The organism is Gemmatimonadota bacterium (assembly GCA_040388535.1).
Classification (GTDB): domain Bacteria; phylum Gemmatimonadota; class Gemmatimonadetes; order Gemmatimonadales; family GWC2-71-9; genus Palsa-1233.
In genome coordinates, this window is sequence record JAZKBR010000004.1 from 402,703 (window position 1) to 426,647 (window position 23,945).

Here is a 23,945-nt window from a genome sequence, read left to right on the forward strand (position 1 = left end):
GCATTGTCACGCCCGGGTCGTACGCATCCCTCGGATCGCCGCGAGCCCGGCCAGGGGGCCGAGGGAGAGGATGGCGAGCGCCCAACGCCAGCCGACCCATCCTGCGACCACCGGGACAAGTTGAATGCTGGCAATCGTGAGCAGGAACCCGATCGAGGTTTGCAAGGTGAGCGCGGTCCCGACGGCGTGCTCGGGAGCACGTTCGGTCACCAGCGCTGAGAATTGCGCCGAATCGGCAATGACCGCCACCCCCCACACGAGGCAGACGATCATCACCAGCCACCTCGGCCCGCCGAAGACGGCGGCACTGAGCAGGCAGCAGGCCCCGCTCACGGTGAGCGCCCGGCGAATTACTGGCGCCCGCCCGATCTGGTCCGCCGCGCGCCCGCCCCATACCGCGCCGGCCCCACCAATGGCAACGACGATGAACGCCAGCGTGCCAACATTGGCCGGTGAGGCGGACCGTGCTGCCCAGGACGCACTGAGGTAGGACGGGACCCACGCCCAGAAGGCGTAGAGTTCCCACATGTGACCGAGGTAGCCGCCGGTGACCTGACGCAGCGCCTGGTCGCGGACCACAGTCGTTGCCAGTCCCCACGAGAAGGGACGCGCCGGAAAGGGAAACGGGCCTTCACGGTAGCCCACCAGGACCAACACTCCAGCGAGTGCGGCAGCCACGCTCGGTATCAGGACGGCAGGAGCGAGTGGCAGGTGCCCTGCCCCTTCCAGGAGATAGGGGAAGGCCTTGCCGACCGTGAGCGCCCCAACGACCACGCCGATCGCGAGGCCGCGCTCCTGACGGAACCAGGTGGCAGCCATCTTCATGGCCGGGGGATAGACTCCCGCGAGCCCGATCCCGGTCGCGATCCGGCCGGCGATTGCCAGCGGAAAGGAATCGGCGAAGAGCAACGTCGCGTTCGCGGCCGCGGCAAAAAGCGCAGCCACCGAGAGGTAGCTGCGCGCCGGAAGGAGATCAGGAAGATTGAGAACGGCTGCGACGAGTGTCCCGGCGACAAAACCAAGCTGCACGCCCGAGAGGAGCCACCCCGTCTCGCCGGGTGAGAGCGAGAGCTTTGCAGCGAGCACTGGTGCCACAGCGCTCCCCGCGAACCAGACCGACATTCCCAGCACCTGCACTACGGCGAGCAGGGCCAGCTGGCGCCACCGCTCGCCGGAGTCAGTCATCCGCTGACCGGCACGCCCTTGCCACCGCCCGGCACCCCGAGCTCGGTCATCGCCCGGAGGTCGAGCACCTCGTCGAGCTCCTTCCCTACCAGCACCTGCTTGTCGGTGACCAGCTGTTTCACTGTCTTGCCGGTCGCCAGCGCTTCCTTCGACAATTTCGCCGCTTCGGCATAGCCGATCTTCGGCATCAGCGCGGTCACCAGCGCCGGTGACCGCTCCAGCCAGTAGGCGCACTGCACTTCATCGGCCTGGATGCCGCGAATGCATTTCTCGTCGAACACCCGCACCGCGTTCGCCACGATGCGCATGCCGAACACCATGTTGTGCGTGATCACCGGCATCATCACGTTCAGCTCCAGCTCTCCCGCCTTGGCGGCCATCGCGATGGTCGTGTCGAAGCCGATCGCCTGGTAGCAGACCTGGTTCACCATCTCGGCGATCGACGGATTCACCTTGCCGGGCATGATGCTCGAACCCGGCTGCACCGCCGGCAGCAGGATCTCGGCGAGCCCGGTGCGAGGGCCCGATGCGAGCAGCCGGATGTCATCGGCGATCTTGCAGAGGTCGAGGACGAAGGCTCGGAACGCGCCACTGAAGGTGGCGATGTCGCCCATCGACTGCATGAGCTGGATGCGGTCCTCGGCGACCTCGAGTTCGAGCCCTGTGAGTGCGTGCAGGTGCTTGACCATCAACGCGGGATACGCGGGCTCCACGTTGATACCGGTCCCGACGGCACTCCCGCCGATGTTCATCGCCCGCAACCATCCCGCCGCCTGCACCAGCTTCTCGCGATGACGCGACACCGTGCGACCGTACGCGGTGAATTCCTGCCCCAGCCGGATCGGCGTTGCATCCTGCAGGTGGGTGCGTCCCGACTTGATGATGTGATCGAATTCCTTCCCCTTCGCCAGGAAGGCCCCGGCGAGACCATCCAGAGCCGACAGCAACATCGGCAAGGTCAGGAGCGTCGACAGGCGCATCGCGGTCGGAATCACGTCGTTGGTCGACTGCGCCATGTTGACGTGATCGTTCGGATGGATCGGTGCATAACTGCCGCGCGCGTGACCGAGCAATTCGTTGGCGCGATTCGCGAGCACTTCATTCACGTTCATGTTGTGCGACGTGCCGGCGCCGGCCTGGTAGGGATCCACCACGAACTGGTCACGATGCTGGCCCCCGAGCACTTCGTCAGCGGCCGCGATGATCGCATCGGCGTATTCCGGTTCGAGGCGGCCCGTCTCCTTGTGCGTCACGGCGGCGGAGCGCTTGATCATCACGACGGCATCGACGAACGCCGAGAGTGGCTTGAGGTCCGAAATCGGGAAGTTTTCAACGGCGCGCAGGGTCTGGATGCCGTAGAGTGCGCTGCTGGGGACCGACTTTTCGCCTAGCGGGTCCTTTTCGGTGCGGAAGCTCATCTGGCGCGAGGTCCTGGTTCGGGGTTCCGGCGGGAGGCCGCGCCAAAGCTAAGAGCGCGAGCCGGGAGTTTACAGTCTCGGCGCCAGCCCGCTGAGGAAGGGGTTCCGGGCGCGCTCTCGCCCGACGGTCGTTTCAGGGCCATGGCCCGGGAGGACGCGGGTCTCGTCGGGCAGCGGCAGCAGTTCGCTGGCGATGCTCGCGAGCAGTTCGGTCAGGCTCCCTTCGGGGAGATCGGTGCGACCAATCGAGTCTTCGAAAAGCACATCACCAGAAATGCAGAGGCCAGGGCCAATGAAGGCGACATGCCCCGGCGAGTGACCGGGCACATGCCGGACTTTGAAGCGATGGCCGGCCAACGAAAGCGTGTCGCCGTGCGCGAGCCGATGATCCGGGGGAGCGAGTCTCTGGAGGTCGCCCAGCCCGAACATCAGCCCCTGCTCGGGGAGCGAGTCGTACCAGCGCCGATCGGCCGGATGCAGCCAGACCTGGGCCCCGGTGGCTGATCTGACGTGATCGACGCCCTGGATGTGATCGATGTGCGCGTGGGTGAGCCAGATCTGGCGGACAACCAGGTTGCGGTGGCGGACCGCGGCGAGGATGCGCCCCGCTTCCTCACCGGGGTCAACGACGACGGCCTCGCGCGTCGCAGCATCCCAGACCAGCCAGCAGTTCTGGGCGAATGAGCCGTTGGGTATGCCGAGAACTTCAGGCCCCGACACTGGCCGCCTTGGTCTTTCGCTCCGTCAGGAACTTCTCGACGGCAATGGCAGCGGTGGTGGCATCGCCGACGGCGGTAGTCACCTGCCTGGTCAGCTGCACCCGCAAGTCGCCAGCGGCGAAGAGTCCGGGAATGGACGTCTCCATCCGGTCGTTGGTGATGATGTATCCGCTCGCATCGTGGGCGAAATGCTGCGTCACCAGGCCAGTGTTCGGTTTGAAACCGATGAAGACGAACGCGCCGGTGACGGCAAGCTGCGAAGGCGCGCCGGTCACCGTGTCGACGAGGTCGAGATGCTTGAGCCCGCTCGGCTCCCCCACCATCTCGCGGACCGCCGTATTCCAGATCACTTCGATCTTCGGATTATTCATCGCCCGCTCCTGGACCACCCGCGAGGCGCGAAACGAATCCCGACGATGGATCAGGTAGACCTTGCTGGCGTAACGAGTCAGGTAATCCGCTTCCTCGACGGCCGCGTCACCGCCGCCAATCACGGCGATCGTCTCACCCTTGAAGAAGGCACCGTCACAGACCGCGCAGTACGAAACACCGCGGCCGGCGTACTCGACCTCGCCCGGAACCCCGAGCTTGGTGGGGGTACCGCCGGCGGTGAGGATCACGGCTGGCGCCCGGTAGATCGCGCCGCCGGCGCCAGTCACCGTGAAGATTCCGTCATCGTCGCGCACGATCGTGGTGACTTCCTCCGTGCGGATGTCGGCACCGAAGTGAATCGCGTGCTCCGTCATCTTCTCGGCGAGGTCGGGACCAAGAATCGAGATGAAGCCGGGATAATCCTCGATCTTCTCGGTATTGAGGAGTTCGCCGCCCGTGAGGCCGCGCTCGAGCAGCAGCGCCTTCAGCATGCCGCGCCCGGCGTACATCGCCGCACACAGGCCGGCCGGGCCTCCCCCCACAATGATCACATCAAATTCGGAGCTGGTCGTCACGGGCGTTCCTCGGGCAGGTCAGTCACGCGATATCGTTCGCGCGAATATAGAACGTCCGCCGCGCCGATGGGTTCCCCGCGCTATGGCGCCTGCAGCGTGCGTGCCGGATCGAGCCGGGCGGCACGGGTCGCCGGCACGACGACCGCCAGCGCCGCCACTACGCCGAGGACCATCAAGGCCCCGGCGTATGACCAGGGGTCGGCCGGGACCACCTCCACGAGCTGTGCGGCCATCAGCCGGGTCAGCAACCAGGCACCGACCAGGCCAAGGACAGCACCCGGAACGAGAATCCTTGCCGCCCACCCCACGACCTCGGCCACCAGTTGCCTCGGCATCGCTCCAAGCGCAGCGCGGACCGCCAGCTCGCGTTGACGACGGACCACTGCGTGCGAAAGGACCCCATAGACCCCGAGTGAGGCAAGCAACAGCGCGATGCCGGCGAAGCCTGTCAACAGGGTGAGGGTCAGCACCCGCGGCGCAAGCTGGGCGCGGAGGCGATCCTCCATGGTTCCGACATCCGCCGGAATCTCTGGATCGATGCTCGCAAGCCGTGCCCGCACTCCCGGTAGCAACTGATTCCCTGGCGTCGAACCGCGTACCAGCATGGTCATCGTGTGCGTCCAGCGAGACACCTGGCGGGACGCACTGTAGAGTTCGGCCTCGACGTCGCCATTGAGTCCCCAGTGTCGCACATCGGCCACGACACCCACCACCTCGAGCCAGGGAGCGGGGGAGCCGTCGGGGTTGAACTCCATGCTGTTCGCCCTGACGCGCTTGCCAATCGGGCTCTCGCCGGGCCAGTCGCGTTGGGCCATTGCGTGATTGACCACCGCAACGCGGGCAGAGTGCGCGTCATCGCGGGCCGTGAATCCCCTTCCCTGCAGCAGCGGGATCCCGAGTGCGTCGAAGTACCCTTCGGTCACCGCGCGATACCCTGCCCCCGCATTCGCGACATCGTGGCCTTCGATTTCCACAAACGAATGACCGGCGAACCCGAGGGGTACCCAGTTGCCGATACCCACTGCGGTCACGCCGGGGATCGAGCGAACCGCGGCGCTGGCTGCGTCCCAATACGCGGTTCGACGTTCGGGAAGCGTGTCATACCTCCCCCCGCTCAAGGCAATCTCCGCAGTCACCACGCGTCTGTCGAAACCAAGATCGCGGGCAATCAGGACGCGGAAGGAACGGATCAGCAGCGCCGCCCCGACGAGCAGCAGAATCGCCATCGCGACTTCCGCACCGACGAGCACAGCGCCGGCGGTGTTCCGACCAGCAGTCGCCGTCCGACCACCGCTGGAGAGTAGTTCGCGCAGCGAGACGCGTGAGCCAACCAGCGCCGGAACAATGCCGGCGAGCACTCCGACCACCAGCGAAATCCCCAGCGCAAAGACCAGGACGCCAGCATCCATTCTCACGTCGGCGGCTCGCGGGATCTCGGCACCCCAGAAATGGAGGATCGTCTTGAGCCCGGCAGCGGCCACTGCGACACCCAGCACTCCTCCAGCGGCCGCCAGCAGCAGATGCTCGATGAGTAGTTGTTGCACCAGCCGAGCCTTGCCGGCACCGATCGAGGCACGAATCGCCATCTCCACGCCGCGCGACGCTCCGCGACCCAGCGTCGCAGTGGCCACGTTGGCACAGACGATCAGCATCACCAGCAGCACGGCGCCCATCAGAAGTCGAAGCGAGTTCGCCGCAGTGCCAACCAGAGTCGCTTGCAACCCGGCGACCCCGACGCCGTGCGAATAGAGCGCCCGCGGATCGGCGGCGCTGATCGCACGCGCAATTCGGGAAAGATCCGCAGCGGCTGACGCCTCGGTTGCGCCGGGGCGCAGGCGCGCGATCGCGAGAAAGTTGATATTGGCGCGCGATCCCTCCCGCCCCAGTGCGCGGGGCAGCCAGAGGTCCGTGCCTTCGGGGTAGATATCCTCCGACTGTACCACACCGATGACGGTCCGAGGGACACCATCGATGCGGAGCGCCATGCCGACATGCTGATTGGCGCCCAGTTGCCGACGCCAGAAGGATTCACTGACCACCACGACGGCATCGCGGCGCTGGACTTCCTCGGCATCGAAGCTGCGGCCAAGGAGAAAGCGGGCGCCAAGCACGCGGAAGAAATCGGCCGTCACCGTCTGGCCGTTGGCGCGCACCGCACTCCCCCCGAGTGCGATACTCATCCGCTGCCCACGGATGTGCAACGCCGTCGTCGCGAGCGTGCGTGACTCACGCTGCCAGTCGAGCCAGTCAGCCGCGGAGACGGTCTCGACCGGCTGTTGCAGCGAGTCGCGACCGGTCAGCATGACCAGCCGCTCCGCCTGCGGGAACGGCAAAGGGCGAAGCAGGATGCGTTCGACCAGCGTGAACATCATCGTCGCCACACCGATGCCGAGTGCGAGCGTCGCGATCGCCAGGACGGTGAAGGTGCGCGCGCGCCGGAGTTGCTGCACGGCGCCACGCGCATCGGCCAGGATCGCCCCGAACCGATCTCGCGAGTACACCGCGGCGTCGCGCTGCCGGGCACTCCGGTGCAACTGCCGGCGCGACGACTCGTAGTCACCGAAGCGGGCACGCGCTTCGCCCGTGGCCTCGGCGACGGACCTGCCCTGACGGACGAGGTCGTCGATGCAGAGCTGGACGTGCGCCTCGAGTTCCTGGTCCATCTCGAGATCGGCCCGTGAACGGAGTCGGAAGAGTCGGAGGTACTTGCTCATCGTCGGTCGCTCACGCTTCACGAGCAGTGAGGGAGAGGATGGCGGTAACCGACCGGGTGTAACGCAGCCAGGTCGCGGTCTCCACTCGCAGGTGATCGCGGCCATGGCGCGATATCGTGTAATAGCGGGCGCGACGATTGTTCTCGGTGACACCCCATTCCGCCGTCACCCAGCCGCGACCTTCCATGCGTTGCAGCGACTGGTAGAGGGCGCTGTCGTCCACCGCGATCTCGCTTCGCGACTGCTGCTCCAGCCACGTCGAAATGCCGTAGCCGTGCATTGGTCCGAAGGAGAGGGTCTTGAGAATCAGGAAGTCGAGGGTCCCCTTGAGGAGGGGAACAACCGTTTCTGGTGGCTTGGGCACAGCATGCTCCCCGTGAGTGCTAAGGGGAGAGGATACGGCGATCCAGAGGAGGCGTCAAGCTCGCTGGCCGCGCACTACCCCGCTGCCGGTCCGACCCGCAGCACGGCGACTGCTCCGTGACACGCGGAAATGGACCCGATCACCAGGTCACCTCCGGTCGGCGTATCGGCCACCGTCGTCAGGGAATCGACGCCTTCGAACGCCAGACGTGCGGGAAACATTCCGACGCCGTAGACGGCATGACGGCAGGTGAAAAGTGCCGGCGTGGCGGCAGTAGGGTGCGACCTGCCGAGGAGCTGCGTCCACTCGCCAACGCTTTCCCCCATCTCCCAGGTGCGTGGCGCCTTGATGGCCGGACATACCAGTGGCTCGATGCAATGCACCGGGCAGATCCAGTCGGCGTGCGAGACGTAGCGGACGCCGTCGGTGTGCAATCGATCGTACGGCGTTCCCATCGGCTGCTCCGGGCGCACACGTTCGACCGTCCGCGATGGCCAGCGAGCGCGGGCCTGGCGTTCGAGCCAGTCGGCGAGCAGGTGCGGCATCAGTGGCGTGGGCACGACGGTGTCGCTGCGTCCGCCGCCGTCACGCTCCCCGGACACCAGCCATTCGTCGAGGAATGCGTTCCAGTCGCGTACCACAAGCATTCGCTGCGGATCGGGCGGCAGTAACGCCGCGCGGGACGCCGGGTCATGATCGACCACCAGCAGGCGGTGATAATCGACCGCTCCCTTGTCCCGTGCACGTTCGAGCTGATTGAGATAAAACGTCCCGTAGCAGCCGCCGCCCATGATGGCGACATCACCCAGGGTGATCATCGCCGCAGCAACCGACCGCCGTCGACGACCAGGGTCTCGCCAGTGACGAAGTCGCCATGCTCGAGCAGGTAGAGCAGCGCCTGCACGGCATCGTCAGGAGCGCCAAGGCGCTGGAGGGGCGTCGTCTCGCTCAGGAAGGCGCGGCGCGCGTCGTCGTAGTCCTCGGGCACCAGGACCGTACCGGGGGCAATGGCATTCACGGTGATTTCGGGAGCGAGCGCCACTGCGAGCACCTTGGTCAGCATCACCACACCAGCCTTGCTGATCGAGTGGGCCGGGTAGTTGCCCCACGGCTCGAGCCCGCCCAGGTCGGCGATGTTCACGATCTTGCCGCCCCCCTTCGCGAGAAACGGAGCGGCCTGTTGCGCGAGAAAGAACGGTGCCCGGAGGTTGAGCGCGAGGATGTCGTCCCACTGCTGTGGCGTCGTCTCGGCAACGGGAATCCGCTCCATCACCGCGGCGGAGTTGACCAGGACATCGAGGTGGCCGAAGTGTGCCGCGACCCGTGCCGGCAGCGCGATCGCCTGGGCGACGTCACGCAGATCGGCGCCGAACGCTGCGGCATCGTGACCGGCGGCTTGAAGCGAGGCGACGACCGCCTCGGCCTCCGTGGCCGACGCGCCATGGTGAATGGCGAGTCGCATCCCGCGACCGGCGAGGGCCTCGGCAAAGGCGCGACCCATGCGCCGTGCCCCACCGGTCACCAGCGCCACTCGGCCGCCGAGCTGCATCAGTGCGGCACCGTCGCGGCGGGTCGACGCGCTTCAAGATCATCGAGCCACGAGTCGGGAACCTCCTGGGATCCGAGCCGCGCATGCGTTCCGACGGTATCGATCTCTCCGTGCCAGTCGGAGCCACCGGTCCGGCCGAGCCCGAGTCGGACCGCAATGTCGGTGATGTTGGCGACGGTTTCGCCGTCGTGACTCGGGTGCCGCGTCTCGACCGCATCCAGCCCATCAAGCTGCAACGCGGTGATGTTGGCGAGTGTGCCGAACGACTTCAGGTGCGCCGCCGAGACAATCCCGCCACGCGCATGCACCAGCTCGGCCACTTCCCGCAGGGTGGGAAGCAGCTTGTCGACGTAGGCGGGCCGGCCTCGACCGATGTACTTGTCGAAGGCCTGCTGCACTGTCCGGACGTGACCGGCGCTCTTCAGTGCCCGAGCCACATGCGGTCGACCGATCGCGCCGCCGCCTGCTTCGCGGGCGACATCCTCGAAGCTGATGCGGAGTCCGAGGCCGACCAGCCGCGACACCATCTCGTGCCCACGCCGATCGCGGTCGGAGCGGGCGTGGGCTAGAAACGCCTCGATACCGGGATTGTTGTGCGGGATGAAATAGCCGAGCAAGTGCATCTCGCCCCATTCCACTCCAACGGAAAATTCGCAGCCGCCGATGACGCGCACGCCGAGCGACACTCCCGTCGCCTGCGCTTCAGGAAGCCCGGCCGTCGTATCGTGATCCGTGAGCGCGATGGCGGTGAGCCCTGTCTCGGCGGCGGTGCGCACCACGTCGGCGGGAAGGAGCAACCCGTCGGACGCCGTGGAGTGACAGTGGAGGTCGATCACGTCACGCTGGGAGGCCGTAGCCCGCGTCGGGCGAGGTCCAGGCGGGCTGCGCAGTGCCAAGCAACGTCACGAGAGCGCGATCCGAAATCTCTTCGAGCGCCATTTCGGCGGACTTGGCTCCCTGCGGAGAAAAGCGGGCGAAGCGCTTCTCCGGAACGCCGCCCATCGTGCAGCGGAACTCCAGCGAGAGTTCGTCACTGCCATACTGGGTGTGCCGCCCCGATGGGGTGACCTCCCAGGTCGCGCCGTGGGCATCAAGCACCTTGCGAGCCATTCACCCTCCTCAGGTGTGCGGGAGACGCATTTCCTCCCAGATCTCCGGCGCGGCCGTACTGCCTGGCGCGAGGGCAACGAGCGCTGCCTCGAGCGCGGCGTCCTCGGCATCGGCCGGGCCAACAGCACGATGGTGTCGATCGCTCGCGCCTTCAACAAATTCGATCCAGGTTCCGGGCTCGCCGCGCAGCCGGAACAGCCAGAGGTGCTGCTGCCGCAGGGCGAGTCTGGTGGCGAGTGCTGCCACCAGCGTCTGGTATTCCTCGCTGCGCGCCGACGGCACCGTCACCCGACGGATCGTCAGCACGCGTGACACGTCAGCCCTGCTCTTCCGGGAAGGTGTGCAGCGTGTGCCGGACATCGGCCAGGAAGCGATCGGCGTCGGCACCGTCCACGACCCGGTGATCGTACGCCATGCAGAACATCCCCTTGGTGCGCACGCCGAGTGCGTCACTGCCATCGGGCAGCGTGATCACCGACGGACGCTTCTCGATCGAGCCGACAGCGAGAATCGCGACCTGGGGCTGATTGATGATCGGCGTCCCGACGAAGGTACCGAAACCACCCGGATTCGTGATCGTGAAGGTGCCCTTCTGGACATCTTCTGGCGCCAGTTTCTTGGTGCGTGCGCGTTCGGCGAGATCCTGGATACTGCGCGCAATGCCGAGCAGCGAGAGTTCATCGGCATGCTTGATGACGGGGACGATGAGCCCCCAGTCGAGCGCGACCGCGATCCCGAGATTGATGTCGCGGCGGTAGATCGTGTTGTCGCCCGACACCGCCGCATTCACGACCGGATGCTTCCGCAGATTATCGGCGATCGCCTTCACGATGAAGGCGAGATAGGTCAGGTTCACGCCGCGCTCGGCGAAGGCAGCCTTCTGGCGCTTGCGGATGCCGGCGACGTGAGTGTAGTCGATTTCCATGAGCGAGTTCACGTGCGCGGAGACGCGACGTGAGAGGACCATGTGGTCGGCGGTCAGCTTGCGAATCCGGGTCCATGGCTCGACGCGGTCGCCTTCCCAGGCGGGCGTCAGCGCGCCGGCGGGGATCACGGTGGGCGACGCCTGCGTCGGGGGGGCGCTCGGCTGTACGGGCGCAGCGGTGGGCGCAGCAAGCTGCGCCCCTACCGGCGCCCCTGCCGGCGCCCCTGCGGTTGGCGCCGCTTCGATGAAGCTCAGCACGTCGGATTTCGTGACACGACCCGCTGAACCGGTGCCGGGAATTGCGCCGAGATCAAGACCATGCTCTTCCACCATCTTGCGAACGAGCGGGGTCGACTTCCGCTTGAGGCGCTCTTCCGCCGATTCATCACCCATATGCGGCGCCGGCGCGACGACAGGCGCCCCAGCTGGCGGCGGGGCTGGAGCGGCCACGGGAGCGGCGGGTGGTGGCGTCGGTGCCGGCGCAGGCGCGGGTGCCGCAGGTGGAGGCCCCGCGCTTGCGCTCGGGGCGGAAGCCGGAGCTGCCACGGCAGCTCCGGCTTCCGTCTCGATCCGCGCCACGATGGTGCCGACCGCGACGGTTTCGCCGTCTTTCACCAGGATCTCGGCGAGTGTGCCCGCAGTGGGGGCCGGAATCTCCGCATCCACCTTGTCGGTGGAAATTTCGAAGATGGGTTCGTCCCGCTTGACCGTGTCGCCAATCTGCTTCATCCAGCGCGACATCGTCCCTTCGGTAATCGACTCGCCCATCTGCGGCATGATGACGTCGATGCGTGCCATCCCGACTCCTCGGTAAAGCTGGTCTAGTAAGCGGCGAGCCAACGACTCGCGCGCACGATATCGGATGTCTGCGGAAGGACAAAGTCCTCCAGCGGTGGAGCATAGGGCAGCGGCACGTCGTGTGCCGCCACTCGCCGGACCGGCGCGTCGAGCCACTCAAAGCAGAGCTCGTTGATCCGCGCCGTGATCTCGCCGGCAATCCCGCCGGTGACGGTGTCCTCGTGAACCACCAGCACACGGTTGGTCTTCTTCACCGTGGCCACGATCGCCGCGTCATCCATCGGCAGGAGCGACCGCAAGTCGATCACTTCGACCGAGAGGCCGTCTTCCCGCTCGAGCACCTCGGCCGCTTCGAGGGCTTTCCACACTGTCGCGGCGTAGGTGATGATCGACAGGTCCTTCCCTTCGCGGGCCACCCGCGCCGTTCCGAGCGGCACAACCACATCACCAGCAGGCATGGTACCCTTGATGCGCCGATAGAGGTACTTGTGCTCGAAAAAGAGCACCGGATCATCGTCGCGAATCGCAGCCTTGATCATCCCCTTGGCATCTTCCGCCGTTGCCGGATAGGCAATCTTCAGCCCCGGCGTGTGCAGAAAGGCCGCCTCGGGATTCTGGGAGTGAAATGGCCCCCCGCGAACGTACCCTCCCGATGGCCCCCGCACCACGATCGGGCACGGCAGGAAGGCCCGATAGCGGGCGGTGGCGACGTAATTCGTCAGCATGTCGTAGCCGCAGGAGATGAAGTCGATGAACTGCATCTCCACGATCGGGCGCATGCCATAGTGCGCGGCGCCCGCAGCAGCCCCTATGATGCCCGCCTCGGCAATCGGGGTGTCGATCACCCGCTGCTCGCCGTACTTCGCCTGCAACCCTTCGGTGACCTTGAAGGCCCCGCCAAAGCCGCCGATATCCTCGCCCAGGCAGAAGACGGCGGGATCGCGCTCCATCTCCTCGCTGATCCCCTCGCGGATGGCCTCGAGAAAGGTGATCTCAGACATGGTGCGTCCCCCAGCTTGCGGGGCGCTCGTGCTCATTCACCGCGCTGGAGATTCCTTCGCGATACCAGAGCGCCGGCATCGTGGCCGGGTTGGCATACACGCCGACCAAGGCGTCGGGGCCGTCGCACGGAGGCGATTGCTCCGCCAGATCGGTCGCCGCGTCAACGTCCGCCCGCACCACGTCGTCGACCCGGGCGAGCTCTTCCGCGGTGAACCCGAACTCCTGCGTCAGTCGGGTGACGTAGCGATCGATCGGATCGTTGTGCTCGGCCCAGTGCTCGATTTCACCCGGCGCGATGTAGCTCTGGTTGTCGTGTTCGGCATGCCCCTTCCGTCGATAGGTCAGCAGCTCGATGAGCGTGACGCCACCGCCACTGCGAGCACGATCAACCGCTTCCTTGGTGACCCGGTACGCTTCGAGGACATCGTTGCCGTCCGCGCGGACACCCGGAATGCCATAGCCGATCGCCTTGTCAACAAACTGCGCCGCTGCCGTTTGCCGGAAGGTCGGCGTGCTGTAGGCGTAGCCGTTGTTCTCGACGACGACCACGAGGGGGCAGCGCTGTACCGCTGCGAAGTTGATTCCCTCGTGGAAGGCGCCGGTGCTGGTCGCCCCATCGCCAACGTAGACCAGTCCGACGCGGTCTTCACCGCGCATCCGGAAGGTGAGCGTCACGCCCGCCATCACCGGGACCATATCGCCGAGGTGGGAGATCTGCCCCACGAAGTTGCGATCGACGACGTCGCCGAAATGGATGTTGAGTTCGCGCCCGCGAGTCGGGGAGTCGCCCTTCGCCATGTATTGCCGGAGGATTTCCAATGGCTCGGCGCCCTTCACCAGCATCGATCCGAGATTGCGGATCAGGGGCGAGAGCACGTCGCGCCGCTCGAGCGCAAAGGCACTGCCCACCGCGCACCCTTCCTGGCCAAGGGACCGGAAGAGTCCGCCGACCACCTTGGTCTGGCGATAGAGGGCAACGAGTCGCTCTTCGAGGGTGCGGGTCAGCCGCATCCACCGGTAGAGATCGAGCAGCTGATCGCGGGAGAGTCCGCTGGGGATCGCCGTGGGCGAAGTTGTACCGGGAACTGCCATGCCGTGGGCGTCGCCTCGGGTGCGGGTCAGGAAGCGCGGAAACTTCGACCCGACAGCGACCTCGGTCAAGCGGAGAAGGTGGTTCCGATCGCTACTCCGGGTGAACCTACCCTGGGAAAAGCCAGAAGATCACCGCAGCCACCATCGCGCTCGCCGGAATGGTCAGGAACCAGGCCCAGACGATCCGGCCGGCGACGCCCCACCGCACCGCCCCCATCCGCTTGGAGGCGCCAACACCGACAATGGCGCCGGTGATCGTGTGCGTCGTGCTCACGGGGACTCCGAGGTGCGAGGCGAAGAGCACGGTAATCGCTCCGCCCGTCTCGGCGCAGAATCCACCGAACGGCTTCAGCTTGGTGATGCCGGTCCCCATGGTCTTGATGATGCGCCAGCCGCCCATGGCGGTGCCAGCCGCGATCGCCGAATAGGACGCCATCTCGACCCAGAACGGGACGTGGTCGGCATTGAGCAGGTGGAAATGCGCCATGAGGCCCGTCTGCCCCACGAAGAGCGCCTGCGCCGACACCAGCAGTCCGACGATGATGCCCATCGTCTTCTGGGCGTCATTGGAGCCGTGGGCGAGCGAATAGGCGCCGGCACTCACCAGCTGCGCCTTGCGGAAGAATCCCTCGAGCGTCCGGGCGTCCCGCTTCCAGAGCGTCCACGACAGCGTGATCGAGAGCAACATCCCGAGCACCATGCCGAGCAGCGGCGACACCACGATCCCGATGAGCGGCTTGACCCAGCCGGACCAGATGATCGCCCCCGTCCCCGCCTTGGCGACGGCGGCGCCAGCGAAGCCACCCAGGAGGGCGTGAGACGACGAGCTGGGGAGCCCCAGCCACCAGGTGATCAGGTTCCAGGTGATCGCGCCGAGGAGGGCAGCCAGGAGCAGCGTCGGGGTCACGATGCTCGGGTCGATGAGGCCCTTTGAGACCGTCTTCGCGACCGCCGTCCCAACCACGAACGCCGCGATGAAATTGCAGGCCGCTGCGAAGAGCACCGCGATGCCCGGCGTCAGGACGCGCGTGGCGACCACCGTGGCAATTGAATTCGCGCTGTCGTGGAAACCGTTGATGAAGTCGAAGATCAGCGCGACGACGACCACCAGGAGCACAAAACCGATCGAGCTGTCCATCGCGCGTCAGCCGTGCTTGATGGTGACCGACTCGATCACGTTCGCGGCATCTTCCGCGCTATCGAGTGTCTTCTCGAGCGTGTCGTACAGTTCCTTCCACTTGATCACTTCGATCGGGTCGGTGCGCTCGCTGAAGAGTTTCGCCAGCCACTGGTGGTAGATGCCGTCGCCCTCTTCTTCCAGGCGCTTGATCTCGCGGCACGACTGCAGCGTGATCGCGGCCGGTCCCTTCTCGAGCGTCCGCACGGCGGCCACCACTTCCACCGACATCCGGTGGACCACCTCGGCGAGGAGCAGCGCGCCCTGGGGCACGTCGGCGATGTGGAAGATCTTGGCGCGGCGCGCCGTGCCATCGATCCGGTCGATGATGTCGTCGAGCCGCGAGGCCAGCTCGTGAATGTCCTCGCGGTCGAACGGGGTGATGAACGACCGATCGAGGCGCGTCACGATGCTGTGGGTGATCCCATCGGCCTCGTGCTCGAGCCCCTTGATGATCTCGACCAGCTCCCAGCGCTCTTCGTCCCGACGCGTGAAGAGCTCCATCAGGTGGCGAGAGGCCTCGACCGACTTGGTGGCAAGCTGGGTGAAGAGGTCGAAGAATTTTTCGTCGCGTGGAAGCAGATGAAGTGCCATGTCGAGGCGCCGGGTGGGGTCGGTGGGTCGTCAGTAGGCCCCGCGCAACGTGTGCGCGGGGTCAGCCAGTCGATGCACTTCGCCAAGAAAGCGCTTGGCAAGGCGGTCCAGTTCACTCTCACCGGGCTGATCGGTGGCCACGGTGATCAGGGTGTAGTGGCCGCCTTCCGCCCGGACCGAGACGGTGACGCTCCCGAGGGCGCCTTTGAAGCCCAGGCGGCGAGGCGACTCCTCGGCGGGCGTGAGATGCGCGCCGAAGAAGCCCGTGGCGGCAGCGACCACCGCGTCGGGCGAGATGTGCGTTCGATGGAAGTATTGCATGCGAGTGCAAAAGCTACCGGTCGAAGCGCCACTCGGCAAGCAAAACGGGTGCAGCGACCTCGTTGCACCCGCCTGCGTTCCTGACTTCACCGGTCCGCGAGGGACTAGTCCTGGGAGTAGTCCTGCCCGAGATGCGTGATCATTTCTTCACCCATCATCCAGCGCAGCGTGTTCTTCAGCTTGGTCTGCTGGATGAAGAGATCGTGCTCCGGGTAGAGCCCGGGCGCGGTCTGGGGGCTCTTGAAGTAGAACGAGAGCCACTCCTGGATCCCCGACATCCCGGCCCGCTGGGAAAGGTCGAAGAAGAGCGCCAGATCGAGCACCAGCGGGGCCGCGAGGATCGAGTCGCGGCAGAGGAAGTCAACCTTGATCTGCATCGGGTAGCCGCACCACCCGAAGATGTCGATGTTGTCCCAGCCTTCCTTGTTGTCACCGCGGGGCGGGTAATAGTTGATCCGCACCTTGTGATACATCTTGGCGTAGAGGTCGGGATAGAGCTGCGGCTGCAGGATGAACTCCAGCACGCCGAGCTTCGACTCTTCCTTGGTCTTGAAGGACTCCGGATCGTCGAGGACTTCACCGTCACGATTGCCGAGAATGTTCGTCGAGTACCAGCCGGCAACCCCGAGCATGCGCGCCTTGAACATCGGCGCGAGCACGGTCTTGAGCATCGTCTGGCCGGTCTTGAAGTCCTTGCCGCCGATCGCCACACCCTTGTCCCGCGACAGCTTCTCCAGGGCGGGAATATCGCAGGAGAGGTTCGGCGCACCGTTCGCGAACGGAACCCCTTCCATGATCGAGGCATAGGCGTAGAGCATCGAAGGCGCGATCGTCACATCGTTGGCATCCATCGCCGCTTCGAAGCTCTCCAGCGTCTCGTGCTGGGGCCCCGGGACGATGAAGATCTCGGTCGAGGCACACCAGACCATCACGCAGCGCGCGACGCCGGACTTCGCCTTGAAGTCGCGGATATCCTGGCGCAACTGCTCGGCGAGTTCGCGCTTGGTCTTCCCCTTCTTCACGTTCGTGCCGACGAGGCGCTTGACGTAGTGCTGGTCGAACACCGCCGGCATCGGCTTGATCGTCTCGAGGAAATCCTTGATCGGGAAGACGTGCTCATGCTTGTCGAACACGCCGCAATGCAGGCACGACTCGTAGGCATTGTCCGGCACCGGATCCCAGGCGCCGAAGACGATATCGGAGAGCGGCGTGATCGGCACGAAGTCCTTGATCAGCGGCGTCCGGCCCTCGGTACGCTTGCCCAGACGAATGGTTGCCAGCTGGGTGAGCGAACCATACGGCTGGGACAGGCCCCGGCGCGTGAGCTCGACACCGGCGATGAAGGTCGACGCGACCGCGCCGAGACCGACACAGAGAACACCAAGCTTGCCATCTGCCGGCGCAACGGGCCGGGACTTCGAGTCTGCCACGGAGTACCCCTCTACTTGACGTCGACTGCGGCGGCTTCCCGACGGACGTGGGCGAACCGCTGGCCAACGGTGATGAACGACAACACGGTGAGCACGACCACGATGGCCGTCAGCACCACTCCCCCTGCTCCTGCACCAAGAATTGCCGTCGTGAGTCCGAGCCCGATGATCCGCTCAGCGCGCTGGACCATGCCGACCTTGCCGCTCAGGCCGAGGCCTTCGGCGCGGGCCCGCATGTACGACACCAGCGACGTCGAGAGAATCCCCAGCATGCACGCAATGACAGCCAGCTCACGCCACTGGACATCGGGCGCTTCCGCCAGGTAGGCCGCGATCCCGATGAAGGTTGCACCGTCGCCGACACGGTCGAGCGTCGAATCGTAGAACGCACCGAACTTGGTGGTCTGGGCACTGGCTCGCGCCACCTGACCGTCGAGGGTATCGACCATGCCGCTCAGCAGGAGCAACACGCCCCCAAGCCGGATCGAGCCGACGCCGTAGGCAACCGCGGAGGCGAGGATGACGATGGCACCGATGGTCGTCAGCGTATTGGGAGTGACGCCGAGCTGCAGCAGCCCCCGCACCACGGGGTCCATGCCGCTCAGGTACACCCGCTTGACCGACTCCGGAACCAGCTCTGCCACGTGCCCCCTGCCAAGTCGTCCGAACGGGTCCGCCGCCTGTTGCAGGCGGCGGAGAAGGCCCAAAACGTAACGGTCGGAGGGGTTCCGAGCAACGCGCTCCAGTGGAGTCGGAGCGTCCTACTGGGGCCGCGGTGCAAGGACCAGCCGCTGGATTTCGGCCCAGAGGCGGGCCAGATCATCGCTCGATGTATCAGGATGGCCGATGGCGACCCGCAGGTAGAGCCGCCCGCGGAGGATGGTCCTCGAAACGAAGGCGAGTCCGCTCCGGTTGATCGCGTCCTGAATCCCGAGATTGACCTCATTCGCGGCCGCCAGCTCAAGCGAGGGAGGCGCGTAGCGGAAGCAGAGGGTCGCGAACGGCGGTGCGAGCGGGATCTCCCAATCTGCCGCCTCGCCGACCCACCCGGCGAACTCGCGGGCGAGGGCGCAACTGTGGCGAATCGTCGCTTCGAGGGCGGCTCGGCCGTGGTGCCGCATCACCACCCAGAGTTTGAGCGCACGGAAACTTCTTCCCAGCTGCAGGGAGTAGTCCATGAAGTCGGTGGGGGCATCCTCGCCGTGACTGGCGAGATACGCCGGGGTGACCGACAAAGACTGCCGCACTTCGTTGTGGTCTCGAAAGTAGAGACAGGAGAGCTCCAGTGGCGTCATCAGCCACTTGTGCGGATCCAGCACGACGGAATCGGCCAGCTCCATGCCGACGAAGTGCGCGCGCAATTCCGGCAGCAGGGCCGCGTTGCCACCGTACGCGGCGTCGACGTGCAGCCAGAGCCCTTCCTCACGGCAGATGGTCGCGATCGCTGCGATGGGGTCGACACTCGTTGTGCTGGTCGTGCCAATGGTCGCGATGACGGCCGCGGGAGCGAGCCCTGCTGCACGATCTGCCGCGATCGCGACGCGCAGTGCTTCGGGCCGCATCGAGAAGGCGCCATCCGTGGCGAGCTTTACCAGGTTCGACTCGCCGATGCCCAGCGTGATGATCGCCTTGTCGACCGATGAATGCACCTGGTCCGAGGTGTACATCCGCAGCGTCGTTCCGCTGATGCCGCGGCGACGCGCTTCCCCCGAGGTAGCACGATCTCGGGCCGCCGCGAGGGCGATGATGGTGGAGATCGATCCGCCTTCCGTGATGACGCCGGACCAGGAGTCGTCGAGTCCGATGGCATCGCCGAGCCAACGCAGCACCCGCTGCTCGAGTTCGGTGGCCGCTGGTGACGTGCTCCACTTCATCGTGCTGACGTTGGTGGCACTCACGAGCAGGTCGGCGAGCATCCCGGCCGAGGAGTTCGTACAGGGGAAATAGCCGAAGAAGGAAGGATCGCCCCAGTGGGTCATCCCCGGCATGATGTCGCGATCGAGTTCGCCCAGCAGCTCGGCGATGCTGCCGGGCTCCGTCGGCCAACTGCGTGGCAGACGGGCCAGCGTATCCCCCGGCGCCACATCCGGCTGCACCGCGACGCTCCCCGCCGACGCGAGGTAGTTGGCGACCCACTCGACGACGAGGCGGCCGTCGTCGCGGAATTGTTCCGGATTGCGGAACCGGGATGCCTCGCGAAGCGCGGGATTCATCATCGGTACAACAGGAACGGCTGCACCCGTTCGCGATAGGCCGCTTCTCCCGGCAACCAGGTCGCCACGATCGACGCCGGCGAGTCACCACGGACCAGCGCCGTGCGCAACGCAGCTCCGCCCGCGAGCCGGTCGAAGGACCCGCCAATCCGGATCTTGTCAGGATGAACATCCCCGATCACGGCGAGTAAATGCACCGCAGTACGGGTCGGGTCGTAGACCTTGGCATCTGTCATCACCCAGCGAATGCCAGCCACCGTCGTGTCGGCGAACTTCTTGTCGCCGGGGTTGTGCGGCGTGAAACGCACGCCACGAAAGGCGACCCCAGGCAGATGCGCCGCGCGAATGCGGGCGAGTACGGCGGTGGTATCGAGCCACGGCGCCCCGATCTGACTGAACGCAGCATCGGTTCCCCGCCCGACCGACAGCGCCGTCCCTTCGAAGAGGCAGCTGCCGGGATAGTGGAAGAGCGATTCGAGGTCCGTCAGGTTCGGGCTCGGCGCCCGGAAAGGCAGTCCCGTCTCGCCGAAGGTCACGTCGCGGTGCCAGCCGCTCACCGGGATTACCCGGAGGTCAACCGCAATGCCGAGATCTGCGCGCGCCAGTCGCGACTCTTCGCCAATCGTGAGCCCGTGCCGCATCGGAACGGCCAGACGACCGACCATCGACGTGTACGCCATGTCGAGGATGTTGCCCTGCATTGCCCCGCCGATCGGATTGGGGCGATCGAGGATCACGACCGGGATACCTGCCTTGGCCGCCGACTGCATCACATGCACGGCAGTCGCAGGATAGGTGTAGTAGCGTGCGCCGACATCAGGAAGGTCGATCAGCAGGAGATCGATCCCCCGCAACATCTCCGGCGTGGGCGCGGCGGTGGCCCCATAGAGTGAGTAGATTGGAATGTTGCTGGCACTGTCGACGGTGGAGGCCACCTGCTCGCCCGGAGCGGCACTGGCACTGAGTCCGTGCTCCGGCCCGAAGAGGGCAACGAGTCTGACCCCCGCCTGCCTCAATCGCGGGATGACCCCGACGCCCCGCGAGTCCACGGCGGCCATGTTGGTGACCAGGCCAATCCGTTTGCCCGTCACCATCGCCATCGAATCGGCGAGCAGGACTTCGAGCCCGGGCCGTACTGACACCCGCGGCGACACTGTCTGCGCCAAGGGCGCCGATGGTGTACACGCCGGAAGCACCAGCGCGATCAACCACCCTCTGCACACGAACCGACTGTGACTCTGCATTCGATCTCCCGTCGCTCGCTGGTAATCCTGGCCCTCGTCTCGTGCGCCCCGGCCTCGGGGCCACGACCCACCCCGATTCCGGTCGTCCCCGACCGTCAGCCCGTCGTGGTGCGACCCGCCGGTCGCGATACCATCGCCTCGTTGCTCGGCTCGCTGACCGTGCGCCAGAAGGTCGCCCAGCTGGTGATGCCGTGGCTCCTCGGCGACTACGTCCCGAGCGACGACCCCACGATGCGCCGAGCGCAGATGTGGGTGGACTCGCTGGAGGTCGGTGGCATCATCATCTCCACCGGCACCCCGTATGATATCGCCGCGAAGCTGAATGCACTGCAGCGGCGCGCGCCACTCCCCCTCCTCATCGCCGCCGACTTCGAAGGCGGCACCGTGATGCGGATGGCGGCGGGCACCGCCTTCCCCACCCAGATGGGCGTCGGCGCGACCGGAAATGTGGATGACGCCTATCAGATGGGGCGGATCACCGCGATCGAAGGACGCGCGGTCGGGGTACATCTTGCCTTCGCACCCGTCGCCGACATCAACAGCAATCCCAACAACCCGATCATCAACACCCGCTCCTTTGGCGCCGACCCGAAGGAAGTCGGGGCGCTGGTGGCTGCCACCATCCGCGGGATGCGCGATGGCGGGATCCTCTCGACCGCCAAGCACTTCCCCGGGCACGGCGACACCGACACCGATTCGCATCTGTCGCTACCGACCATCACCGCTCCCTGGGCACGCTTCGACACGCTCGAGCTGGTACCGTTCCGCGCCGCCGTCGCTGCCAACGTTGATGCCGTGATGTCAGCACACATCGCCGTGCCGGGGCTCGACAACGGCGCGTCGCGGCCAGGCACCCTCTCGCCAGCAGTCCTCACCGGCATTCTCCGCGACTCGCTGCACTTCAAGGGGCTCGTGACCACCGATGCCCTCGACATGGGCGCCATCGCCAAGGAGATCTCGCCCAGCGAGGCGGTCATCCGTGCCTTCGAAGCCGGGAGCGACCTGCTGCTGATGCCGGCCAACCCAGCCGATGCCATTGCCGCGATGACGGCTGCCGTCCAGAGCGGACGCATTTCGGTGGCGCGACTCGACTTCTCGGTGCGCAAGGTGCTCGAGTTCAAGCAGCAGATGGGACTCTTCCAGCAGCGCGAAGTCGACCTCGCCCGCGTCCCCGACCTTGTCGCCCGCGGACAGTTTCGCGATATCGCGCGCGATGTCACCGAGCGCTCGCTCGTCCTGCTCAAGGATTCACTCGGCACAGTCGATTCGCTGCGCGCCCGCCCCGACAAGGTGGCACTGATCACCGTGGCGGACGGCAGCACGACCCTTGGCACTGCGCTCGCAGCCGAGATGCGGAAGGGCGGGCACACTGTGACGACGGTGACGATCCCGACCGAACCATCACCGAAGGATCTCGAGCGTGCGACGGCTGCCATCGCTGCTGCAAATACCACCGTGCTCGCGACGGCGGTGCGCTGGGGTTCGTACAAGGGCACGGTCGGATTGAACCCGACCACTGCTGCGCTGCTCGCCGATCTGGCGTCGCGCAAGCGGACGCTGCTGATTTCGTTCGGGTCGCCGTACATCATCAGTCAGGTGCCGATGGCGGGGAGCTACCTGATCGCGTGGACCAATTCAGTGGTCGCGGAAACTGCGGTCGGCATGGCGCTCACGAAGAGGATCGGCATCACCGGCACCACGCCGACGCCCATTCCGCCGCTCTTTCCGATTCACAGCGGTCTGCAACGGCCGGGAACCAACCTTCCGCCCGACGAACCCGTTCCGAGTCGATTTCGTTTGATCCCTGGCGTCCCGTTCTCACCATACGACGATCTCCGACGCGAACCGGTCCGCCCGCGCCAGAATAACGGCGACCTCCCGGAATGATGCGACTCTCGACGGCCACCGCGGTCGGATGTGTGGCGGCGCTCGTGCTCGGCGCCTGCGCCTCCCAGCCACCGCACACCGCTCCACTCCCGACCTCGGCATCGCTGACCTCGCGACTCGCGGGTGCTCAACGGGTGCTCGATTCAGCGATCGCCGCAGGCGCGACCCCAGGTGCAGTGCTCGCGGTTTCGATCAAGGGCGAGCGCTTCGTCTACGGCAGCGGCAAGCTGGGCGTCGGTGATGACAGCAGACCGTCCGGCTCGACGCTCTACGACATGGCGTCACTCACGAAAGTGATTGTGCTCACAACGATCGCGATGGAAGCGGTCGAGGAAGGGAGGCTCGATCTCGATACGCCGGTCGTGAACTATCTCCCCGACTTCGCGCGCGGTACCGGCGACAAGGGCCACGTCACGGTGCGCGACCTGCTCCTTCACGACAGTGGCCTCCCGGCACACCGTCCGCTGTGGAAGGAAACTTTCGTCCGGAAGGGTGCCATCCTGCGCACCATCACGAGCGATCTGGTGACGCCGCCAGGAACCGAGATGGTCTACTCCGATCTCGGTGCCATCACGCTCACCACGATCCTCGAAAAGCTGTACCACCGTCGCATCGACCAACTCTTCGCCGAGCGAGTCAGCAAACCCCTCGGCCTCGGGCGGATGCGATACCTCCCGCCCAAGGGGTGGCGGCGCGAGATCGCACCGACCGAGAACGATCCCTGGCGCGGCCGGATCCTCCGTGGCGAAGTCCACGACGAGAACGCTGGCCGGCTTGGAGGTGTCTCGGGTCACGCCGGCCTCTTCGCCTCGGCCGAGGATCTGCTCCGCTTCGGTGAATGGGCACTGGCCGGTTCCCTCGGCCGCTCGCTCCCCAATGACCCGACGCCTCCCCGTGAATTCGCGACCTGGACCATCAAGCAGGACCACCCCAAAGGCTCGTCCCGCGGGCTGGGCTGGGACACCCCGTCTGGGGTGAGCAGCGCAGGGTCGATCATGTCGGCGAGGTCCTTCGGACACACCGGGTTTACCGGCACCTCGATCTGGGTCGACCCCACTCGCGAGGTGGTCATTGTCCTCCTGACCAACCGGGTGAACCCGACGAGGAACACCCCGAAATTCGGCCTGATCCGGGCCGTAGTGGCCGATGCCGTGATGCGCGGGCTGTTTCCCGGTGAACCGCCCCGGGAACCCGCTTCCCCGGCGCGTCGTTCTTCGAATTGACCGGGGTGCCCTCCCAGCCCTAAGTTTTTGGTA

23 protein-coding genes are annotated in these 23,945 nt (G+C 66.1%); 2 read left to right on the forward strand and 21 right to left on the reverse strand.

Annotated elements, in window-relative coordinates; translation table 11 throughout:
- Positions 1 to 6 precede the first annotated feature (6 nt).
- From V4558_11775 to V4558_11875, 21 genes are all read right to left on the reverse strand, one after another.
- A complete protein-coding gene (locus tag V4558_11775) occupies positions 7 to 1,185 on the reverse strand; it encodes an MFS transporter (GenBank protein ID MES2306182.1) in 1,179 nt (392 codons plus the stop codon).
- A complete protein-coding gene (locus V4558_11780) occupies positions 1,182 to 2,603 on the reverse strand; it encodes an aspartate ammonia-lyase (GenBank protein ID MES2306183.1) in 1,422 nt (473 codons plus the stop codon). The genes V4558_11775 and V4558_11780 overlap by 4 nt, the downstream gene beginning before the upstream one ends.
- Positions 2,604 to 2,672: 69 nt before the next feature.
- The gene (locus V4558_11785; protein MES2306184.1) at positions 2,673 to 3,323 is read right to left on the reverse strand and encodes an MBL fold metallo-hydrolase; all 651 of its coding nucleotides are present in this window, start codon (positions 3,321 to 3,323) and stop codon (positions 2,673 to 2,675) included.
- Positions 3,310 to 4,269 carry a thioredoxin-disulfide reductase gene (gene trxB / locus V4558_11790; protein MES2306185.1) on the reverse strand — a complete coding sequence of 320 codons (960 nt, stop codon included), beginning with the start codon at positions 4,267 to 4,269 and terminating at the stop codon, positions 3,310 to 3,312. The genes V4558_11785 and trxB overlap by 14 nt, the downstream gene beginning before the upstream one ends.
- Before the next feature lie 80 nt (positions 4,270 to 4,349).
- A complete protein-coding gene (locus V4558_11795) occupies positions 4,350 to 6,983 on the reverse strand; it encodes an ABC transporter permease (protein MES2306186.1) in 2,634 nt (877 codons plus the stop codon).
- A 10-nt stretch (positions 6,984 to 6,993) separates the two neighbouring features.
- Positions 6,994 to 7,347 (reverse strand): PadR family transcriptional regulator, encoded by a 354-nt coding sequence (locus V4558_11800; protein ID MES2306187.1) that lies wholly within the window; start codon positions 7,345 to 7,347, stop codon positions 6,994 to 6,996.
- A 74-nt stretch (positions 7,348 to 7,421) separates the two neighbouring features.
- Positions 7,422 to 8,165 (reverse strand): hypothetical protein, encoded by a 744-nt coding sequence (locus V4558_11805; GenBank protein ID MES2306188.1) that lies wholly within the window; start codon positions 8,163 to 8,165, stop codon positions 7,422 to 7,424.
- The gene (locus V4558_11810; protein MES2306189.1) at positions 8,162 to 8,896 is read right to left on the reverse strand and encodes an SDR family oxidoreductase; all 735 of its coding nucleotides are present in this window, start codon (positions 8,894 to 8,896) and stop codon (positions 8,162 to 8,164) included. Before V4558_11810 ends, V4558_11805 begins: the two co-directional genes overlap by 4 nt.
- On the reverse strand, positions 8,896 to 9,732 hold the full coding sequence (locus tag V4558_11815) for a PHP domain-containing protein (GenBank protein MES2306190.1): 837 nt from the start codon (positions 9,730 to 9,732) through the stop codon (positions 8,896 to 8,898). The genes V4558_11810 and V4558_11815 overlap by 1 nt, the downstream gene beginning before the upstream one ends.
- Position 9,733: 1 nt before the next feature.
- Positions 9,734 to 10,006: a hypothetical protein gene (locus V4558_11820; GenBank protein ID MES2306191.1), complete on the reverse strand. Its 273-nt coding sequence runs from the start codon at positions 10,004 to 10,006 to the stop codon at positions 9,734 to 9,736.
- A gap of 9 nt (positions 10,007 to 10,015) precedes the next feature.
- On the reverse strand, positions 10,016 to 10,321 hold the full coding sequence (locus V4558_11825) for a hypothetical protein (protein MES2306192.1): 306 nt from the start codon (positions 10,319 to 10,321) through the stop codon (positions 10,016 to 10,018).
- Between the two features lies 1 nt (position 10,322).
- Positions 10,323 to 11,729, reverse strand: a complete 1,407-nt coding sequence (locus V4558_11830; GenBank protein ID MES2306193.1) for a dihydrolipoamide acetyltransferase family protein — start codon at positions 11,727 to 11,729, stop codon at positions 10,323 to 10,325.
- Positions 11,730 to 11,752: 23 nt separating this feature from the next.
- Positions 11,753 to 12,730 (reverse strand): alpha-ketoacid dehydrogenase subunit beta, encoded by a 978-nt coding sequence (locus V4558_11835; GenBank protein ID MES2306194.1) that lies wholly within the window; start codon positions 12,728 to 12,730, stop codon positions 11,753 to 11,755.
- Entirely contained in the window at positions 12,723 to 13,892 is a 1,170-nt protein-coding gene (locus tag V4558_11840) for a thiamine pyrophosphate-dependent dehydrogenase E1 component subunit alpha (protein MES2306195.1), read from the reverse strand. The genes V4558_11835 and V4558_11840 overlap by 8 nt, the downstream gene beginning before the upstream one ends.
- A gap of 37 nt (positions 13,893 to 13,929) precedes the next feature.
- Entirely contained in the window at positions 13,930 to 14,961 is a 1,032-nt protein-coding gene (locus V4558_11845; protein MES2306196.1) for an inorganic phosphate transporter, read from the reverse strand.
- 6 nt (positions 14,962 to 14,967) lie between these two features.
- Positions 14,968 to 15,594 (reverse strand): DUF47 family protein, encoded by a 627-nt coding sequence (locus V4558_11850; protein ID MES2306197.1) that lies wholly within the window; start codon positions 15,592 to 15,594, stop codon positions 14,968 to 14,970.
- A 30-nt stretch (positions 15,595 to 15,624) separates the two neighbouring features.
- Entirely contained in the window at positions 15,625 to 15,915 is a 291-nt protein-coding gene (locus V4558_11855) for a hypothetical protein (protein MES2306198.1), read from the reverse strand.
- Between the two features lie 104 nt (positions 15,916 to 16,019).
- Entirely contained in the window at positions 16,020 to 17,345 is a 1,326-nt protein-coding gene (locus tag V4558_11860; protein ID MES2306199.1) for an inositol-3-phosphate synthase, read from the reverse strand.
- 11 nt (positions 17,346 to 17,356) lie between these two features.
- Positions 17,357 to 18,052 (reverse strand): CDP-alcohol phosphatidyltransferase family protein, encoded by a 696-nt coding sequence (locus V4558_11865; GenBank protein ID MES2306200.1) that lies wholly within the window; start codon positions 18,050 to 18,052, stop codon positions 17,357 to 17,359.
- A 54-nt stretch (positions 18,053 to 18,106) separates the two neighbouring features.
- The gene (locus V4558_11870) at positions 18,107 to 19,561 is read right to left on the reverse strand and encodes a pyridoxal-dependent decarboxylase (GenBank protein ID MES2306201.1); all 1,455 of its coding nucleotides are present in this window, start codon (positions 19,559 to 19,561) and stop codon (positions 18,107 to 18,109) included.
- The gene (locus tag V4558_11875) at positions 19,558 to 20,700 is read right to left on the reverse strand and encodes a DUF1343 domain-containing protein (GenBank protein MES2306202.1); all 1,143 of its coding nucleotides are present in this window, start codon (positions 20,698 to 20,700) and stop codon (positions 19,558 to 19,560) included. The genes V4558_11870 and V4558_11875 overlap by 4 nt, the downstream gene beginning before the upstream one ends.
- A 90-nt stretch (positions 20,701 to 20,790) precedes the next feature.
- On the opposite strand from V4558_11875, the gene V4558_11880 reads away from it, so the two are divergent.
- Both V4558_11880 and V4558_11885 read left to right on the forward strand, forming a co-directional pair.
- The gene (locus V4558_11880) at positions 20,791 to 22,689 is read left to right on the forward strand and encodes a glycoside hydrolase family 3 N-terminal domain-containing protein (protein ID MES2306203.1); all 1,899 of its coding nucleotides are present in this window, start codon (positions 20,791 to 20,793) and stop codon (positions 22,687 to 22,689) included.
- Entirely contained in the window at positions 22,686 to 23,912 is a 1,227-nt protein-coding gene (locus V4558_11885) for a serine hydrolase domain-containing protein (GenBank protein MES2306204.1), read from the forward strand. The genes V4558_11880 and V4558_11885 overlap by 4 nt, the downstream gene beginning before the upstream one ends.
- The last annotated feature ends 33 nt before the right edge of the window (positions 23,913 to 23,945 follow it).